General features: G+C 72.7%; 14 protein-coding genes. 4 read left to right on the top strand and 10 right to left on the bottom strand.

Annotated features, from left to right (window positions below):
* Positions 1 to 3: 3 nt before the first annotated feature.
* The 6 genes from IAG43_RS07125 to uvrC form a co-directional block, all read right to left on the bottom strand.
* Positions 4 to 1,215 carry a phosphoglycerate kinase gene (locus IAG43_RS07125; protein ID WP_187739911.1) on the bottom strand — a complete coding sequence of 404 codons (1,212 nt, stop codon included), beginning with the start codon at positions 1,213 to 1,215 and terminating at the stop codon, positions 4 to 6.
* A gap of 128 nt (positions 1,216 to 1,343) precedes the next feature.
* On the bottom strand, positions 1,344 to 2,351 hold the full coding sequence (gene gap / locus IAG43_RS07130; protein WP_187739912.1) for a type I glyceraldehyde-3-phosphate dehydrogenase: 1,008 nt from the start codon (positions 2,349 to 2,351) through the stop codon (positions 1,344 to 1,346).
* A 266-nt stretch (positions 2,352 to 2,617) separates the two neighbouring features.
* Positions 2,618 to 3,607 carry a DNA-binding protein WhiA gene (whiA, locus tag IAG43_RS07135; RefSeq protein WP_187739913.1) on the bottom strand — a complete coding sequence of 330 codons (990 nt, stop codon included), beginning with the start codon at positions 3,605 to 3,607 and terminating at the stop codon, positions 2,618 to 2,620.
* Complete coding sequence (locus IAG43_RS07140) at positions 3,598 to 4,632, bottom strand: gluconeogenesis factor YvcK family protein (RefSeq protein ID WP_187739914.1); 1,035 nt, start codon at positions 4,630 to 4,632, stop codon at positions 3,598 to 3,600. The genes whiA and IAG43_RS07140 overlap by 10 nt, the downstream gene beginning before the upstream one ends.
* Positions 4,629 to 5,570 (bottom strand): RNase adapter RapZ, encoded by a 942-nt coding sequence (gene rapZ / locus IAG43_RS07145; RefSeq protein WP_187739915.1) that lies wholly within the window; start codon positions 5,568 to 5,570, stop codon positions 4,629 to 4,631. Before rapZ ends, IAG43_RS07140 begins: the two co-directional genes overlap by 4 nt.
* Positions 5,567 to 7,576 (bottom strand): excinuclease ABC subunit UvrC, encoded by a 2,010-nt coding sequence (gene uvrC, locus IAG43_RS07150; protein WP_187739916.1) that lies wholly within the window; start codon positions 7,574 to 7,576, stop codon positions 5,567 to 5,569. Before uvrC ends, rapZ begins: the two co-directional genes overlap by 4 nt.
* Positions 7,577 to 7,833: 257 nt before the next feature.
* Here uvrC and IAG43_RS07155 point away from each other — a divergent pair, with 257 nt between their 5' ends.
* A complete protein-coding gene (locus IAG43_RS07155; protein ID WP_187739917.1) occupies positions 7,834 to 8,742 on the top strand; it encodes a hypothetical protein in 909 nt (302 codons plus the stop codon).
* Positions 8,743 to 8,906: 164 nt separating this feature from the next.
* Here IAG43_RS07155 and IAG43_RS07160 read toward each other — a convergent pair whose 3' ends face one another.
* Positions 8,907 to 9,335: a Rieske (2Fe-2S) protein gene (locus tag IAG43_RS07160; protein ID WP_187739918.1), complete on the bottom strand. Its 429-nt coding sequence runs from the start codon at positions 9,333 to 9,335 to the stop codon at positions 8,907 to 8,909.
* 226 nt (positions 9,336 to 9,561) lie between these two features.
* On the opposite strand from IAG43_RS07160, the gene IAG43_RS07165 reads away from it, so the two are divergent.
* A complete protein-coding gene (locus IAG43_RS07165) occupies positions 9,562 to 10,461 on the top strand; it encodes a PfkB family carbohydrate kinase (RefSeq protein WP_187739919.1) in 900 nt (299 codons plus the stop codon).
* Positions 10,462 to 10,770: 309 nt separating this feature from the next.
* Here IAG43_RS07165 and uvrA read toward each other — a convergent pair whose 3' ends face one another.
* The gene (gene uvrA / locus IAG43_RS07170) at positions 10,771 to 13,743 is read right to left on the bottom strand and encodes an excinuclease ABC subunit UvrA (protein WP_187739920.1); all 2,973 of its coding nucleotides are present in this window, start codon (positions 13,741 to 13,743) and stop codon (positions 10,771 to 10,773) included.
* A gap of 195 nt (positions 13,744 to 13,938) precedes the next feature.
* Between uvrA and IAG43_RS07175 the strand changes: the two genes are divergently transcribed.
* Positions 13,939 to 14,622 (top strand): maleylpyruvate isomerase family mycothiol-dependent enzyme, encoded by a 684-nt coding sequence (locus IAG43_RS07175; RefSeq protein ID WP_187739921.1) that lies wholly within the window; start codon positions 13,939 to 13,941, stop codon positions 14,620 to 14,622.
* A 227-nt stretch (positions 14,623 to 14,849) separates the two neighbouring features.
* Positions 14,850 to 15,506, top strand: a complete 657-nt coding sequence (locus IAG43_RS07180) for an MBL fold metallo-hydrolase (protein WP_187739922.1) — start codon at positions 14,850 to 14,852, stop codon at positions 15,504 to 15,506.
* A gap of 348 nt (positions 15,507 to 15,854) precedes the next feature.
* Here the strand turns inward: IAG43_RS07180 and IAG43_RS07185 are convergent, their stop codons facing one another.
* Together IAG43_RS07185 and IAG43_RS07190 are read right to left on the bottom strand one after the other, a co-directional pair.
* The gene (locus IAG43_RS07185; RefSeq protein ID WP_425508575.1) at positions 15,855 to 16,604 is read right to left on the bottom strand and encodes an alpha/beta family hydrolase; all 750 of its coding nucleotides are present in this window, start codon (positions 16,602 to 16,604) and stop codon (positions 15,855 to 15,857) included.
* A 179-nt stretch (positions 16,605 to 16,783) separates the two neighbouring features.
* Positions 16,784 to 17,803 carry a TerC/Alx family metal homeostasis membrane protein gene (locus tag IAG43_RS07190; RefSeq protein WP_187739923.1) on the bottom strand — a complete coding sequence of 340 codons (1,020 nt, stop codon included), beginning with the start codon at positions 17,801 to 17,803 and terminating at the stop codon, positions 16,784 to 16,786.
* Between the last annotated feature and the right edge of the window lie 76 nt (positions 17,804 to 17,879).

The raw sequence follows: 17,879 nt of genomic DNA on the forward strand, positions 1-17,879 counted from the left end.
GCTTCAGTCCTCCAGTGCGGCGAGGCCGGGGAGCGTCTTGCCCTCGAGGTATTCGAGGCTCGCGCCGCCGCCGGTCGAAATGTGTCCGAACGCATTCTCGTCGAAGCCCAGGATCCGCACGGCGGCGGCCGAGTCCCCGCCGCCGACCACGGTGAACGCCTGGGAGTCGATGAGCGCCTGCGCGACGGCGGCGGTGCCCTCCGCGTAGTCAGGGTGCTCGAAGACACCCATCGGGCCGTTCCAGAAGACGGTGCCCGCGTCGGCGAGCTTCGCGGCGTACAGCTCGCTGGTCCGCGGGCCGATGTCGAGGCCCATCCGGCCGGCGGGCATGGCGTCGGCGGCGACGACCTCGGAGTCGGACGGCGCCTTCGTCCTGAGGTCCGGGAAACCGGCGGCGACCCGTACGTCGACGGGGAGCACGAACTCCACACCGCGGGCCTCGGCGCGCTTCAGGTACTCCTGGACCGCGGGGATCTGGTCCTCCTGGAGCAGCGAGGAGCCGACCTCGTGGCCCTGGGCCTTGAGGAAGGTGAACACCATGCCGCCGCCGACGAGGATGCGGTCGGCCTTCTCCAGCAGGTGGTCGATGACGCCGAGCTTGTCGGAGACCTTGGAGCCGCCGAGCACGACGGCGTAGGGCCGCTTCACGTCCTCGGTGAGCTTCTTCAGGACGCCGACCTCGGTCGCGATCAGCAGGCCGGCGGCGTGCGGCAGCCGGGCGGGCAGGTCGTAGACGGAGGCGTGCTTGCGGTGCACGGCCCCGAAGCCGTCGCCGACGTAGAGGTCGGCGAGGCCGGCCAGCGCGTCGGCGAAGGCGCCGCGCTCGGCGTCGTCCTTGGCGGTCTCGCCCGGGTTGAAGCGCAGGTTCTCCAGGACGGCGACCTGCCCGTCGGCCAGCGCGGCGACGACGCCCTGCGCGGACTCGCCCACCGTGTCGGAGGCGAAGGCCACGTCGGCGCCCAGCAGTTCGCCGAGCCGCGCGGCGGCGGGGGCGAGGGAGAATGCGGGGTCCGGCGCGCCCTTGGGGCGGCCCAGGTGGGAGGCGACGATCACGCGGGCGCCCGCCTCGGCGAGGCGCGCGACGGTGGGCTGCACGGCCCGGATGCGGCCGTCGTCGGTGATCGTCGTGCCGTCGAGCGGCACGTTGAGGTCGGCGCGGACGAACACCCGCTTGCCCGCGACCCCCTCGGCCAGCAGCTGGTCGATGGTCTTCATAGTTCTACGGCTCCTCGTAAGGCTGCACATGCGACAGGGCCCGACCGGCGCCGCGTTGCGCCGTTTACGGGCCCTGCCACTCACATCGTGGTGCTCTCGTGGAAGGTCAGATCAGACCCTGCCACTGATCAGAGCTGGTTGCCGACGAAGACCGTGAGGTCGACGAGGCGGTTGGAGTAACCCCACTCATTGTCGTACCAGCCGAGGATCTTCACCGAGTTGCCCTCCTGGACCATGGTCAGGGAGGAGTCGAAGGTGCAGGACGCCGGGTCGCTGACGATGTCCGAGGACACGATCGGGTCCTCGGTGTAGTACAGGATGCCCTTGAGCTCGCCGTCCGCGGCCTTCTTGAACGCGGCGTTCACCTCGTCCTTGGTGACCTCGCGCTCCAGCTGCACGACCAGGTCGGTGGCCGAGCCCGTGGGGACCGGGACGCGCATGGCGATGCCGTCCAGCTTGCCCTTGAGCTTCGGCAGCACCAGCGCGGTGGCCTTCGCGGCACCGGTGGTGGTGGGGATGATGTTCTCCGCGGCGGCACGGGCGCGGCGCAGGTCCTTGTGCGGGAAGTCCAGGATGCGCTGGTCGTTCGTGTACGCGTGGACCGTGGTCATCAGACCGCGGACGATGCCGAAGTTCTCGTCCAGAACCTTGGCCATCGGCGCCACACAGTTCGTCGTGCAGGACGCGTTGGAGATGACGTGGTGGTTGGCCGCGTCGTACTTGTCCTGGTTGACGCCCATCACGATGGTGATGTCCTCGTCCTTGGCCGGAGCCGAGATGAGGACCTTCTTCGCACCGCCCGCGATGTGCTTCGAGGCGTCCGCCTTGCTGGTGAAGATGCCGGTGGACTCGACGACGATGTCGACGCCCAGCTCGCCCCACGGGATGTCGGCGGGGTTGCGCTCGGAGAGCACCTTGATGGTGTGGCCGTCGACGGTGATGGTGTCGGCGGTGTGCGTCACCTCGGCCTTGAGGCGGCCCAGGATGGTGTCGTACTTGAGCAGGTGAGCGGTGGTCGCGGTGTCACCCAGGTCGTTGACAGCCACGATCTCGATGTCAGCACCCTGCTCCAGCAGCGCGCGGAAGTAGTTACGACCGATGCGGCCAAAGCCGTTGATGCCTACGCGGATCGTCACGAACCGATCTCCTCGTTAGGTACGCCGGTTTTCGACGCCGGCGAGTTTTATAGGGATGTCCCCGACCGCCTCCGACCCTACCTCTCCGGAGCCTGCGGAGTGACATCAGGAACAGCCCGTATGTCTTGCGGCGCCGCGTACCGGCCAGTAAAGGACTCCGGCCCCGAATGGTCCGGTACGGAGCGTCCGGGGCCGGACACACCACCGCCGACACCCGAAAGGGCGTCGGCAGCGGGGTGGTTGACGCGGGGCCGGTGCGGGCGCCGTCAGCCGACGAGGCCGTCGGCCATCTCCTCGGTCAGATTGGACTCCGTACCGGGAATGCCCAGATCCTGGGCGCGCTTGTCGGCCATGGCCAGCAGACGGCGGATACGGCCCGCCACCGCGTCCTTGGTGAGCGGCGGGTCGGCCAGCGCGCCGAGCTCCTCCAGGGACGCCTGCTTGTGCTCCATCCGCAGCCGTCCCGCGGCGGCGAGGTGCTCGGGCACCTCCTCGCCGAGGATCTCCAGGGCCCGCTGGACCCGGGCGCCCGCGGCGACCGCGGCACGGGCGCTGCGGCGGAGGTTCGCGTCGTCGAAGTTGGCCAGCCGGTTGGCGGTGGCCCGGACCTCGCGGCGCATCCGCCGCTCCTCCCAGGCCAGCACCGACTCGTGGGCCCCGAGCCTGGTCAGCAGCGCGCCGATCGCGTCCCCGTCGCGGACGACGACCCGGTCGACGCCGCGCACCTCGCGGGCCTTCGCCGCGATGGAGAGCCTGCGGGCGGCTCCGACCAGCGCCAGGGCGGCCTCGGGGCCGGGGCAGGTGACCTCCAGGGAGGAGGACCGGCCGGGCTCGGTGAGCGAGCCGTGCGCCAGGAACGCGCCGCGCCATGCCGCCTCGGCGTCGCAGGTGGCGCCGGACACGACCTGCGGGGGGAGGCCGCGGATCGGGCGGCCCCGGCCGTCGACGAGACCCGTCTGCCGGGCCAGCTGGTCACCGCCTGCGATCACCCGCACCACGAAGCGCGAACCGCGGCGCAGACCGCCGGGGGCCATCACCATCAGCTCCGAGCCGTGGCCGAAGATCTCCAGGATGTCCCGCTTCAGACGGCGGGCGGCGATACCGGTGTCCAGCTCTGCCTCGATCACGATGCGCCCGCTGACCAGGTGCAGACCGCCCGCGAACCGCAGGATCGACGAGACCTCCGCCTTTCTGCAGCAGGTCCGGGTGACGGGGAGCCGGGAGATCTCGTCCTTCACCGCTGCCGTCATCGCCATGGGCCGATCCTTCCATGCATCCGAAAAATACGGTCGTACGCGGCGGCCAACAGCTCCGGGTCGTGCTTCGGAACACCGTCGGGAGAGGCCACCGGAGCCAGCTCGACCGCGGCTCCGAACCGCTTGGCGGCATCGTCGAGGGACTCGCGGTCGGGCACTGCGGCCTCGTCGGCCAGCACCACGTCCAGGGCGAGTTTAGGCGCGTGTCGTCCCAAAACCTCCAAATGACGCTGCGGTGAGAAGCCATCTGTTTCACCGGGCTGCGGGGCGAGGTTGAGGGAGAGGACCCGGCGCGCCTTGGTCTCCACCAGCGCGTCCAGCAGTTCCGGCACCAGAAGGTGCGGAATGACCGAGGAGAACCAGGATCCGGGCCCGAGGACCACCCAGTCGGCGTCCAGCACGGCCTCGACGGCCTCCGGGACGGCGGGCGGGTCGTGCGGCACGAGGTGGACGGACTGCACCTCGCCGGGCGTGAGCGCCACCGTGGCCTGGCCGCGCACCGTGTCGACGTCGTCGGGGCGGGCCGGATCGTGGCCCCGGACCAGCGCCTGGAGCTCCAGCGGCACCGCGGACATGGGCAGCACCCGGCCGTGGGCGCCGAGCAGTCTGCCGACCAGGTCGAGCGCCTGGACGTGGTCGCCGAGCTGCTCCCACAGGGCGACGATCAGCAGATTGCCGACGGCGTGCTCGTGGAGGTCGCCCTGCGACTGGAAGCGGTGCTGGATGACGCGGGCCCAGGTCTGGCCCCAGTCGTCGTCGCCGCACAGCGCGGCCAGCGCCTTGCGCAGGTCTCCGGGCGGCAGCACGCCGAGCTCCTCGCGGAGCCGGCCGCTGGATCCGCCGTCGTCGGCGACCGTGACGACCGCGGTCAGGTCGCCGGTGATGCGGCGCAGGGCCGCGAGCGACGCGGACAGGCCCATGCCGCCGCCGAGGGCGACGACCTTGGGCTGTGCGCCGCGCTTCCGTGCCGCCGGCGTGCGCGTGGTCCTGCGCAGCCGACGCAGCCGGAGGGTGCGTCCGGTCACTCGCGCCCCATGTCCCGGTGCACGACCACGGTCTCGACCCCCGCGGCGGAGAGCCGGGCCGCCAGCTTCTCCGAGGTGGCGACCGAGCGGTGCTTGCCGCCCGTGCAGCCGACGGCGATCGTCACGTAGCGCTTGCCCTCGCGGCGGTAGCCCGAGGCGATCAGCTGGAGCAGCTCGGTGTACCGGTCGAGGAACTCCTTCGCCCCGGGCTGGTTGAAGACGTAGTTGGACACCTCTTCGTTCAGCCCCGTGAAGGGGCGCAGCTCGGGGACCCAGTGCGGGTTCGGCAGGAAGCGCATGTCGACTACGAGGTCGGCGTCGACGGGCAGCCCATACTTGAAGCCGAAGGACATCACCGTCGCGCGCAGCTCCGGCTCCTCGTCGCCGGCGAACTGGGCGTCCATCTTGGCGCGCAGTTCGTGGACGTTGAGGCTGGAGGTGTCGATCACCAGGTCGGCGTCGCCGCGCAGCTCGCGCAGCAGGTCGCGCTCGGCGGCGATCCCGTCGACGATCCGGCCGTCGCCCTGGAGCGGGTGGGGCCGGCGGACCGACTCGAAGCGGCGCACCAGGGCGTCGTCGGAGGACTCCAGGAAGACGATCCGGCGGGTGACCTGCTTGGCGTCGAGGTCGGCGAGGGACTCGCGGAGGTTGTCGAAGAAGCGCCGGCCGCGGACGTCGACGACGACGGCGATGCGGGCGACGTTGCCCTGCGACCGGGCGCCGAGCTCCACCATGGTGGGGATCAGGGCGGGCGGCAGGTTGTCGACGACGAACCAGCCGAGGTCCTCGAGGCACTTCGCCGCCGTGCTGCGTCCGGCCCCGGACATGCCCGAGATGATCACCAGCTCGGGGATGGCCGCGTCGGCCGCGGTGTCGGCGGGCTCGTGCCCGTTGCCCGTACTCACGTCTGCTGCTCCGTCTCGGTCGTGCTCAGTCATGGCGTGGTGCCCCCGTCGTTCTCTTCAATGATCTCTCCTGTCGCCGTGTTCACGGCGGGTGCGGCCACAGCCGCCTCGGACAGGGCCACGACGACGGACTCGGCCGTCTTGCGGCCCATGCCCGGGACCTCGCAGATCTGCTCGATTGTCGCCTGCCGCAGGCGCTTGACCGAGCCGAAATGCTTGATCAGCGCCTGCTTGCGGGTCTCCCCGAGACCCGGGATCGTATCGAGCGGACTCGTCCGGATCCTCTTGGTCCGCTTGGACCGCTGGTAGCGGATGGCGAAGTCGTGCGCGGTGTCACGGACCCGTTGCAGCAGGTAGAGGCCCTCGCTGGTGCGCGGCAGCACGACCGGGTCGTCCTCGTGCGGCAGCCAGACCTCCTCCAGGCGCTTGGCCAGGCCGCACACCGCGACGTCGTCGATGCCGAGCTCGTCCAGGGCCCGCTGGGCCGCCGCGACCTGCGGGCGGCCGCCGTCGACGACGACGAGCTGGGGCGGGTAGGCGAACTTCCTCGGCCGCCCGTCGTCGGCGTCCTCGCCCTCGGGCGCGTCCTCGCCGATCCACTCCCCCGTGCGGTCCTTCTCCGCGAGGTAGCGGCGGAACCGGCGGCTGACCACCTCGTGCATGGAGCGGACGTCGTCCTGCCCCTCGCCGTGCCAGACCTGGGTGTCGCCGACCCGGCCCTTGATCTGGAAACGGCGGTACTCGCTCTTGCGGGCGAGACCGTCCTCGAAGACGACCATCGACGCCACCACGTCGTCGCCCTGGAAGTGGGAGATGTCGAAGCACTCGATGCGCAGCGGCGCCGAGTCCAGGCCGAGTGCCTCGGCGATCTCCTCCAGGGCCCGGGAGCGGGTGGTCAGATCGCCGGCGCGCTTGGTCTTGTGGAGGGCCAGGGCCTGCTGCGCGTTGCGCTGGACCGTCTCCATCAGGTCCTTCTTGTCGCCGCGCTGGGGCACGCGCAGCGAGACGTTCGACCCCCGGCGTTCGCCGAGCCAGGCGGAGACGGCGGCGACGTCCTCGGGAAGCGCCGGGACGAGGACCTCCTTGGGCACGGCGTCGCCGCGCTCCTCGCCGTAGAGCTGCTGGAGGGCGTGCTCCACCAGGCCCGCCGTGTCGACCGCCTCGACCTTGTCGGTGACCCAGCCGCGCTGGCCGCGGACCCGGCCGCCGCGGACGTGGAAGATCTGGACGGCGGCCTCCAGTTCGTCCTCGGCGAGGGCGACGAGGTCGGCGTCGGTGGCATCGGCGAGCACCACCGCGTTCTTCTCCAGGGCGCGCTTGAGGGCGCCTATGTCGTCACGCAGCCGGGCGGCCCGCTCGTACTCCATGTCCTCGGCCGCCTCGGTCATCATCCGCTCCAGGCGGCGGATGTAGGTGCCGGTGCGGCCGGCCATGAAGTCGCAGAACTCCTCGGCCAGTTCGCGGTGCTCCTCGGGGGTGACCCGTCCCACGCAGGGCGCGGAGCACTTGCCGATGTAGCCGAGCAGACAGGGGCGGCCGCGCTGCACGTGGTTCTTGAACACGCCGGCGGAGCAGGTCCGCACCGGGAAGACGCGCAGCATCAGGTCGACGGTCTCGCGGATCGCCCAGGCGTGCCCGTACGGGCCGAAGTAGCGGACGCCCTTGCGCTTGGCGCCGCGCATCACCTGGACGCGGGGGAACTCCTCGTTCAGCGTGACGGCGAGGTAGGGATAGCTCTTGTCGTCCCGGTACTTGACGTTGAAGCGGGGGTCGAACTCCTTGATCCAGGAGTACTCCAGCTGGAGCGCCTCGACCTCCGTGGACACCACCGTCCACTCCACCGAGGCGGCCGTGGTGACCATGGTGCGCGTACGCGGGTGGAGGTTCGCCAGGTCCTGGAAGTAGCTGGCGAGACGCTGGCGCAGGCTCTTGGCCTTGCCGACGTAGATCACCCGCCGGTGATCGTCGCGGAACTTGTAGACCCCCGGCGAGTCGGGGATCTGTCCCGGCTTGGGGCGGTAGCTGGAGGGGTCGGCCATGCCGCCCACCCTACTGGCGGGCGGTGACACCCCGGTCGACTCCCGGCAGGGACATGACCATGAACCGGCGCTGTGCCGGGACGGTCGGAATTCTTGTCCGCGCAGGGCGGGCACGCTTCAATGCCAGTGGCGCGGCACCGCCGACGGTGTGGCGGGACGTGGACTCCTCCGTCCCCCACCGACGGGCCGCCCCCGCCCCACCCCCGGCGGTCGCACCACGGCGCAGCCCCCACCGCAGCGAGCGAGCCGGAGGAACCATGGACCGCACCGAGGCCGACCTGGCGCGCGTGCTGAACACGGGCCCCTTCCACCAGGCGCTGCGGGCCGCGCTCTCGGTCCGCGGACTGCCCCTCCAGCGGGTCCAGCACCATCTGGCGCACCGCGGCATCAAGGTCGGGGTGACCAGCCTCTGCTACTGGCAGCAGGGCGCCCGCAGACCCCGGCGGCCCGAGTCGCTGCGGGCCGTGCGCGCTCTGGAGGAGGTGCTGGAGCTGCCCGCCCAGTCCCTGATCCGGCTGCTCGGCACGGACGGCCGCCCCCCGGCGCCTCCCGGCCGGGCGCACCGCGGCCCGGCCGAGGTCACGGGCGAGGCGGGACGCCTGCTCGGCGCCGCGCCGCACGGCGCGCTGGAGAGCCTGGCGCTCCAGGAGCGCGTGCGCATCGGCGGGGACCGGCGGCTGCTGGGACGCGACGCGCAGCACGTGGTGCGCGCCCGCCGGGACGGGGTCGACCGCTTCCTCGCCGTGCACCGCGGGGAGGCCGGGTGCGACCCGGACCTGATGGAGATCGGCGCGCTGGAGAACTGCCGCCCCGGCAGGATCCGGCGGGACGGCTCGGCCGGCGTCCTGGTGGCCGAGCTGCTCTTCGACACGGCGCTGCGGACGGGCGAGACGTACGTCCTCGGCTACGGCGTCGAGGACGGCACCGGCGGCCCGAGCGACGCCTGCGTCCGCCGGTTCGGCGACCGGGGCGGGCAGTACCTCCTCCAGGTGCGGTTCGACCGGGGGGCCCTGCCGCTGCGCTGCCACCGTTTCGCCCGGGCCCCGGACGGCACCCCGCGCGGCGCCCGCACCGAACTCGCGGTGAGCGGCCGGCACCGGACGGTCCACCTCCTGGAGCAGGCCGTCCGGCCCGGGACCGTGGGGATCGCCTGGGAGTGGGGGTGACGGAACTCCCGCCTCGGGCCTGCCGCGAGCGCGGGCGGGGCGGTGGGGGCGAGGCGGGGTGTGGTGTGGCGGGGTGTGCGGCCCGGGGGCCGTCGGCGCCGTGCGGGGCGGGGTGGGGTGTGGCGGGGTGTGCGGCCCGGGAGTCGTCGGCACCGTGCGGCTGCCTACGCGTCGGGGCCGGCGACCAGCTTGCCGCCCTCCGCCCGCACGGGCACCTCGGGCAGGGGCACGGTCGCGGGCCCCTTCAGCGCCTTGCCGGTCGTCACGTCGAAACGGCTGCCGTGGCAGGGGCAGTTGCCCTCCGTGCCCTCCACCTTGTCCAGGACGCATCCCGCGTGGGTGCACTGGGCGCTGAAGGCCTTGTACTGGCCGGCGGCCGGGCAGTGGACCACCAGGCGCTGCTCGCGGTAGAGCTTCGCGCCGCCCACCGGCACGGCGTCGGCGGCGCCGAGGTCGACGGGCGCGGTCGGCGTGGGCACCTCGGCGTGGCCGAGCTTGGAGTCCGTGGAGCAGGCGGCCGCGCCGAGCCCGGCGGCGCCGGCGAGGGCCGCGCCCTTCAGGACGGTACGGCGGGCGGTCGGGCGGCCGGGCATGGGGACTCCACGGGTCGGTTCGTCGTGGCGCGACCGGGGCGGGAGCCGGGGTACGCCGTGGGGTGGCACACCTCGGCGACCCGCACGACGTCCTTGGGCCCGCACGGCCTCGGCGGGCGGGACGTCCCGGGACCTCGGTGACGGAACCGACGATACCGGCGCCGCCCGGCCGGGCCGGTGGCGGGCTCCCTGTCGGCCCGGTGGGCCATGGGCTACGTTCTGGCCCGTGATCGTCGTCGCCGGTGAGGCTCTGATCGACCTGGTCCCGTACGGGGACCACGCTCCGCTGCCCGCGCTGCTGCCCCGGGCGGGCGGGGGTCCGTACAACACGGCCGTGGCCCTCGGACGGCTCGGGGCGGACGCCGCCTTCTGCTCCCGGGTGTCCACCGACGGCTTCGGGGAGGCCCTGCTCGACGGCCTCCGCGCGGCAGGCGTGGACGTCTCGGCGGTGCGGCGCGGGCCGGAGCCGACGACGCTGGCCGTCGCCGCGGTCGGCGCGGACGGTGCGGCCGGATACGGCTTCTACGCCGAGGGGACCGCGGACCGGCTGTTCGAGCTGCCCGCGGAACTGCCCGCCGGCGCTCACGCGCTGGCGCTGGGCACCTGCTCGCTGGTGCTGGAGCCGGGGGCGAGCGCTTACGAGGCGCTGCTGCTGCGGGAGTCGGGACGCGGGCTGTTCACCCTGCTCGACCCCAACGTGCGGGCGGGGCTGATCCCGGACGCGGAGGCCTACCGTGCGCGCTTCGCCCGGTGGCTCCCCCACGTCACCCTGCTGAAGCTGTCCGAGGACGACGCCGACTGGCTGGGCGGGGTGCCGCAGGGCCCGGAGGCGGTGGTGGTCACCCGCGCGGGCGCGGGGCTGGGCGTGCGGACCGCGTCCGGCCTGGAGGTCTCCGTGCCGGCGGTGCCGGTGGCCGTCGCGGACACCATCGGCGCGGGCGACACCGTGAACGCGGCGCTCCTGCACGCGCTGGACCGCCGCGGCTCGCTGGCCCCCGGGGCGCTGCGGGGCCTCGGGCCGGACGCCTGGCACGACGTCCTCGCCTTCGCGGCCCGCGCCGCGGCGGTGACCTGCTCCCGTACGGGCGCCGAGCCACCGTACGCGTCCGAGCTGCCCGCGGTCTGAGCCGCACGGACGGGGTCGAGGCGGGCAGGACGGGAGCGAGCAAACGAGTCGCGCGGGGAACCCCGGACCCGGGTGGCGCGTGGGCCCGGGGCACGTACGGGGGCGGTCCCGCCGGGCCAGGGGCCAGGGCCCGGCGAGGGCGGCAGCGCGACGGCGGCGCCCCGCACCCGCGGGCTCGCCGACCGCGGGCACGGAAGCGGATCGGCCCGCGCCGGGCGCGGCCCCGGGCAGGGGCATGGGCCGGCGCGGCCCCGGAGCCGAGCCGGCGGGCCGGGTGCGGGAGCACTCCCCCGCGCCCGGCCCTTGTGCTCAGGCCTTCCGCTGGCGCGGGGTGCGGCCGGCGGTCGCCGCCGTCGTCTTCTTCGCCGCGGTCTTCTTCGCCGCCGTCTTCCTGGCCGGCTTGCGCGCCGCCGGCACCGGTGCCGCGTCGCTGATGCGCTCCGCGTCGAGGATGTCCCGGAGGAACTTGCCGGTGTGGCTGGCCGGGACGCCCGCGACCTGTTCGGGGGTGCCCTCGGCGATGACCAGACCGCCGCCGCTGCCGCCCTCCGGGCCCATGTCGACGACCCAGTCGGCGACCTTGATCACGTCGAGGTTGTGCTCGATCACGATGACCGAGTTCCCCTTGTCGACGAGTCCGCTCAGCACCTTGATCAGCTTGCTGATGTCCTCGAAGTGCAGGCCGGTGGTCGGCTCGTCCAGGACGTAGACGGTCCGGCCGGTGGAGCGCTTCTGGAGCTCGGAGGCGAGCTTCACGCGCTGCGCCTCGCCGCCGGAGAGGGTGGGCGCCGACTGTCCGAGCCGGACGTACCCGAGGCCCACCTCGTTGAGCGTGCGCAGGTGACGGGAGATCGTGGGGACCGCCTCGAAGAAGTCGAGCGCCTCCTCGATCGGCATGTCGAGCACCTCGGCGATGGACTTGCCCTTGTAGTGGACCTCCAGCGTCTCCCGGTTGTAGCGCGCTCCGTGGCACACCTCGCAGGGGACGTAGACGTCCGGCAGGAAGTTCATCTCGATCTTGATGGTGCCGTCGCCGGAGCAGTTCTCGCAGCGGCCGCCCTTGACGTTGAAGGAGAACCGGCCGGGGAGGTACCCGCGGACCTTGGCCTCCATCGTCTCCGCGAACAGCTTGCGGACGTGGTCGAAGACACCCGTGTACGTGGCCGGGTTGGAGCGCGGGGTGCGGCCGATGGGCGACTGGTCGACGTGGACCACCTTGTCGACGAGGTCGTCGCCGTCGACCCGGGTGTGACGGCCCGGGACGGACTTCGCGCCGTTCAGTTCGCGGGCGAGGTGGGTGTAGAGGATGTCGTTGACCAGGGTCGACTTGCCGGAGCCGGAGACACCGGTGACGGCCGTGAGCACGCCGAGCGGGAACGAGACGTCGATGTCCCGGAGGTTGTTCTCCCGGGCGCCGTGCACGGTGAGCCGGCGCCCCGGGTCGACCGGGCGGCGGACGTCGGGGGTGGGGATCGCCTTCTTGCCGGACAGGTACTGCCCGGTCATCGACTCGGCGTTCTTCAGGAGGTCCTTCAGCGAACCGGAGTGCACGACCTTGCCGCCGTGCTCGCCGGCTCCGGGGCCGATGTCGACGACCCAGTCCGCGACCTTGATGGTGTCCTCGTCGTGCTCGACGACGATCAGGGTGTTGCCCATGTCGCGGAGCCGGACCAGGGTCTCGATCAGGCGGTGGTTGTCGCGCTGGTGAAGGCCGATGGAGGGCTCGTCCAGCACGTAGAGCACGCCGACGAGACCGGAGCCGATCTGGGTGGCGAGCCGGATGCGCTGGGCCTCGCCGCCGGAGAGGGTGCCGGCCGCGCGGTTGAGCGAGAGGTAGTCCAGGCCGACGTCGACGAGGAAGCGCAGCCGCTCGTTGACCTCCTTGAGGACCCGCTCGGCGATCTTCTTGTCCCGGGCGGTCAGCTTGAGACGGCCGAGGAAGTCGGCGCACTCGCTGATCGACATGGCGGAGACGTCGGCGATGGACTTCTCCATCACGGTGACCGCGAGCACGATCGGCTTGAGGCGGGTGCCCTCGCAGGTGGGGCACGGCACCTCGCGCATGTAGCCCTCGAAGCGCTCCCTGCTGGAGTCGCTCTCCGCCTCGGAGTGCCGCCGCTTGACGAACTGCACGGCGCCTTCGAAGGCGGGGGTGGTCCAGGCCCGCTCGCGGCCGTAGCGGTTGCGGTAGCGGACCTCGAGCTGGGTCTTGTGGCCGTAGAGCAGGGCCTTCTTCGCGCGGGCGGGCAGCCCGGCCCAGGGCATGTCGGTGGAGAACCCGAGCGCCTGCGCCAGCCCGTTGATCAGCCGGCCGAAGTACTCCTTGGTGTGGCCGTGCGACCAGGGGTGGATGGCGCCCTCGTCGAGGGACTTGTCCTCGTCGGGGACGATCAGCTCCGGGTCGACCTCCATGCGGGTGCCGATGCCAGTGCAGTCGGGGCACGCGCCGAAGGGCGAGTTGAAGGAGAAGGAGCGCGGCTCCAGCTCCTCGAAGGAGAGGTCGTCGTACGGGCAGTACAGGTGCTCCGAGTACATCCGCTCGCGCTCGGGGTCGTCCTCGGGGAGGTCGACGAAGTCGAGCACGACCATGCCGCCGGAGAGGCCGAGGGCGGTCTCGACGGAGTCCGTCAGCCGGCGCTTGGCGCTGTCCTTGACCGTGAGGCGGTCGACGACCACCTCGATGGTGTGCTTCTCCTGCTTCTTCAGGGCCGGCGGCTCCGCGAGCTGGACGGTCTGCCCGTCCACCCGGGCGCGGCTGTACCCCTTGGTCTGGAGGTCGGAGAACAGGTCGACGAACTCGCCCTTGCGCTCCCGCACCAGCGGCGAGAGCACCTGGAAGCGGCTGCCCTCGGGCAGCGCGAGCACCTTGTCGACGATGGCCTGCGGCGACTGCCTCGAGATCGGGCGGGAGCACTCGGGGCAGTGCGGCTTGCCGATGCGGGCGAAGAGCAGCCGGAGGTAGTCGTAGACCTCGGTGATGGTGCCGACCGTGGAGCGCGGGTTGCGCGAGGTGGACTTCTGGTCGATGGAGACGGCCGGGGAGAGGCCCTCGATGAAGTCGACGTCGGGCTTGTCCATCTGCCCGAGGAACTGCCGTGCGTAGGAGGAGAGCGACTCGACGTAGCGGCGCTGCCCCTCGGCGAAGATCGTGTCGAACGCGAGAGACGACTTGCCCGACCCCGAGAGCCCGGTGAAGACGATGAGGGAGTCGCGCGGGAGGTCGAGCGAGACGTTCTTCAGATTGTGCTCGCGCGCGCCACGGACGATGAGACGGTCGGCCACGCCGGTCCGCACCTTTCTAGAGAGAAGCGGCGGCACAGCCCCCGCCGCGTGTGATGTCTGCCTGTGGGGGGCCGCCAGAACGATGGATGCCTGACTTTCAAGAATGCCTCCACCGAGCGTATAGCACGCGCATTCGATTTACGGACGTCTTCCGCCCGCTTCACCCGATCGTGTGGCGGAGCTATCGTCAGCCGCATGATCGACCACGCGCATGACCTGGCCTCTGTACGTGAGGCGACCGGGCGACTGCAGAACGCGGCCGCCCACCTCGACAACGCGGCAGCGGCCGAGCCGTCACGGCTTCCCGGGTGGAGCCGGGGGCATGTGCTGGCCCACCTCTCCCGTAACGCCGACGCGCTCGTAAATGTTCTCCGGGGGCTGCCGATGTACGTCAGCGGGGAGGCGCGTGACGCCGACATCGAGCGCGACGCGCCCCGCCCGATGAGCGCCCACCTCGACGACCTGCGGGAAAGCGCCGGACGCTTCGACGCCCAGGGTGCGGCCCCCGCGGACTGGGGCCGCACGGTCGAGCTGCGCAACGGGGTCACCGACCGCGCGGCACGCGTGCCGTTCCGCCGGCTCGTCGAGGTCGAGCTGCACCACGTGGACCTCGGGGTCGGCTACGAGCTGGAGGACCTCCCGGAGGAGTTCACCGGGCGCGAGACCGACTTCCTCGCGCGGCGCTTCAGCGGCCTCGCGAGCGTGCCCCCGACGCGGATCGTGACCGGCGCGGGCGAGTGGGCCACCGGCGGCACCGACGGCCCGCCGGTCACGGTCACCGGCACGCCCGCGGACGTCGTCGGCTGGCTCGCGGGCCGCCGCGACGGCGCCGCCCTCCGCACGAGCGGCGGCCCGCTGCCCGTGCTGCCGCCCCTCTGAGGTCCGTCGCCCCGGGGGCGGCCTGTCCGGCGTACGCGGCGGGCCGGCGTACGCGGCGGGCCGACGTGCGGCGCCGGGCGCGCGGGTCTCCCCGGGCCGCAGGGCCCGGGGCCTGAGGGACGCCCTCGCGCCGGGTCGCGTCCGGGCGCCGCGGCCGGGCGGCGGGGCTCCGTTGCCGCCGTCGGGCGCCCGCCGGCCGGTGCGGGACAGCCCGTAGGCTGAGCGGCATGACATACAGCGGTGTGGTGAAGGTCGGCGGCCCGGCGGACGTGCACGAGCTCACGGACCTGATGATCTCCAAGGTCGCGGTCGGCCCGATGGACAACAACGCCTATCTGCTGCGCTGCCGGGCGACGGGCGAGCAGATCCTGATCGACGCGGCGGCCGAGGCGGCGACCCTGCTCAGCCTGATCGGCGACGACTCGGTCTCGGCGGTCGTCACCACCCACCGCCACGGCGACCACTGGGGCGCCCTCGCCGAGGTCGTCGCGGCGACCGGCGCGCGGACGTACGCGGGCCGGCACGACGCCGAGGGCATCCCCGTGGCGACCGACGTGCCGGTCGACGACGGGGACACGCTGCGGGTAGGGCGGGTCGAGCTGACCGCTCGCCATCTCGTCGGGCACACGCCCGGCTCGATCGTGCTCGTCTACGACGACCCGCACGGTCACCCGCACGTGTTCACCGGCGACTGCCTGTTCCCCGGCGGCGTCGGCAACACCCACGACGACCCGGCGGCCTTCGCGTCGCTGCTGGACGGCGTCGAGGAGAAGCTCTTCGGCCCGCTGCCCGACGAGACCTGGGTCTACCCGGGCCACGGGAGGGACACCACGCTCGGCGCGGAACGCCCGCATCTCGCCGAGTGGCGCGGCCGCGGCTGGTAGTCCGCCCGCGCGGGCGGCGGCGCCCGTACGCCTGCCGGACGCGTGCGGGCGGCGGCGCCCCCGCGCCTCCTGGTGCCCGTGCGACGGACACCGCGCCGGGCCCGCCGTCCGTGCGGAAACCCGGGCGCGACCGGCCTCGACGTCCCGGCCCGCCCGGAGGCAGGGGCTGCGGGCGCGCAGGCCGCGGGGCCCAGGCCGGCAGCCGTGCCGAGCGTCAAGGACCCGGCCACTCCGACCGCACCGGGTCACGGACCGCGACAGCCCGGCGCGGAGGGCTCGGACCCGGCCGGGCGGCGCGGACCTGGTCCCGCTCACGGGTCGCGCCGGCCGGGCGGCGTGACCCGGGGCTCAGGCCCGGTCGACGGTGGTGGCGTCCGCGGGTTCGGGGCCGTCCTGGCCGGAGAAGGAGCGGACGACCGCGGGCGGCAGGGGGCCGAGGCCCAGCAGGCCCGTCACCAGGCGGACGGTGAGCGTGTGCCAGGCACCCGCCCCGCGCAGCATCGCGTGGTCCCCGCCGGGCACCCGCAGGGCGCAGGTCGCGGCCCCGGCGGCCCGCGCGCGCCGGGCCGCGCTCCACGAGTCCCGCGGGTCCGTCACCCGGTCGCGGTCACCGTGGACCAGCACGACGTCCTTGCCCGCGAGATGGTCCACGGGCTCGCCCTCGGGGCACCAGGGGGCGAGGGCGACCACGCCCCGCACCGCGGGGTGCGCGGCAGCGCTCAGCGCGGCACGGCCCCCCATCGAGTGGCCGACGAGGACGACCGGGACGCTCCCGCAGGAGGCGGCCAGCTCGTCGAGGGCGCGCACGGCGTCCCGGGCGGCATCGGCCCGCTCCCCGTTCCAGCCGCGGTGGAGGTAGCGCACCCGGCCCAGAGCGATTCCGCGGCCCGCCGTGGCCCGTGCGATCGACGCCGAGAAGGGCCGCATCCGGGCACCTGCCAGGCTCAGCGCGGACGGTGGGGCGAGGCCGTCGGCGCGGCCGCCGTGGAGCACCAGGACCGCGGCCGACGGGCGGTCGGGCGCGCGGTCGAGCGCGAGGGCGGGCGCGAGGGCGGGCGGCGCGGTGTGCGGCTGCGGGCGTACGGCGATGACGGTCACGTCCCTCTGTGCGGCGGCCGGTCCCGCGGGAAGCGGTTCCGGCGATGCGGTCCTGTCACGGTATTCGCAGCCGCGGCCCCCGTGGACGGGTGCGGACGCGACGAGGCCCCGGCCGGGGGCGGGACGCTCTCGCGTCCGCCCCCGGCCGGGGCCGGGGTCAGGGACCCGCCGGTGCCGTGTCAGGCCTCGACGCTGTCCTTGTCCTTGTCCGCGTCGCCCTGCGCGCCGCCGGCGGCGGCCTCGGCCGCCTCCCTCTCCGACTGCTTCTTGGACGCGATCAGGCTGGTGATCGTCGTGATGACGAGCACACCGCAGATCACGGCCAGGGAGAACGGGATGGAGATCTCGGGCACGTGCACGCCGCTCTCGTGCAGCGCGTGCAGCACGAGCTTGACGCCGATGAAGCCGAGGATCACCGACAGGCCGTAGCTGAGGTGGACCAGCTTCTTCAGCAGTCCGCCGATGAGGAAGTAGAGCTGGCGCAGACCCATCAGGGCGAAGGCGTTCGCCGTGAACACGATGTACGGGTCCTGGGTCAGGCCGAAGATCGCCGGGATCGAGTCGAGCGCGAACAGCACGTCGGTGGTGCCGATCGCGAGCATGACCACCATCAGGGGGGTCATCACGCGCTTGCCGTTGACCTTGATGAAGAGCTTGGTGCCGTGGTACTTGTCCGCGACGCCGAACTTCTTCTCGACGGACTTGAGGAGCCTGTTCTCCTCGAACTCCTCCTCCTCGTCGTCGGCACGCGCCTCCTGGATGAGCTTCCAGGCGGTGTAGATCAGGAACGCGCCGAAGATGTAGAAGACCCAGGAGAAGCTGGCGATGATCGCGGCACCGGCCGCGATGAAGATCGCGCGGAGCACCAGGGCGATGAGGACACCGATCAGCAGCACCCGCTGCTGGAGGTGGGACGGCACCGCGAACTTCGCCATGATCAGGACGAAGACGAAGAGGTTGTCCACACTCAGGGACTTCTCGGTGATGAAGCCCGCGAAGAACTCACCGGATGCCTGGCTCTCGCCCGCGACGAGAAGTCCGACGCCGAAGAGCACGGCGAGGACGACCCAGACGATGGTCCAGATTCCGGCTTCCTTGATCGACACGTCATGGGGCTTGCGCCCGATGAAGAAGTCGACGGCGATGAGGGCACTGAGACCGAGAATGGTCAGCACCCAGACAGTCATTGAAACGTCCACTGCGCCTCCGGCGTCGTACGGCTACTGATCAGCGTCGTCGCTGCCGGAGGTCTCCTCCACCCGGGCGGCTCGCGCC

The organism is Streptomyces genisteinicus, assembly GCF_014489615.1.
In the GTDB taxonomy this organism is placed as follows: Bacteria; Actinomycetota; Actinomycetes; order Streptomycetales; family Streptomycetaceae; genus Streptomyces; species Streptomyces genisteinicus.

What these genes read in the sequence shown, in the direction of transcription:
- IAG43_RS07125 (WP_187739911.1), bottom strand. Translation starts at nt 1,215, where the DNA reads ATGAAGACCATCGACCAGCTGCTGGCCGAGGGGGTCGCGGGCAAGCGG.
- whiA (WP_187739913.1), bottom strand. Translation starts at nt 3,607, where the DNA reads ATGGCGATGACGGCAGCGGTGAAGGACGAGATCTCCCGGCTCCCCGTC.
- rapZ (WP_187739915.1), bottom strand. Translation starts at nt 5,570, where the DNA reads ATGACTGAGCACGACCGAGACGGAGCAGCAGACGTGAGTACGGGCAAC.
- uvrC (WP_187739916.1), bottom strand. Translation starts at nt 7,576, where the DNA reads ATGGCCGACCCCTCCAGCTACCGCCCCAAGCCGGGACAGATCCCCGAC.
- IAG43_RS07155 (WP_187739917.1), top strand. Translation starts at nt 7,834, where the DNA reads ATGGACCGCACCGAGGCCGACCTGGCGCGCGTGCTGAACACGGGCCCC.
- IAG43_RS07160 (WP_187739918.1), bottom strand. Translation starts at nt 9,335, where the DNA reads ATGCCCGGCCGCCCGACCGCCCGCCGTACCGTCCTGAAGGGCGCGGCC.
- IAG43_RS07175 (WP_187739921.1), top strand. Translation starts at nt 13,939, where the DNA reads ATGATCGACCACGCGCATGACCTGGCCTCTGTACGTGAGGCGACCGGG.
- IAG43_RS07180 (WP_187739922.1), top strand. Translation starts at nt 14,850, where the DNA reads ATGACATACAGCGGTGTGGTGAAGGTCGGCGGCCCGGCGGACGTGCAC.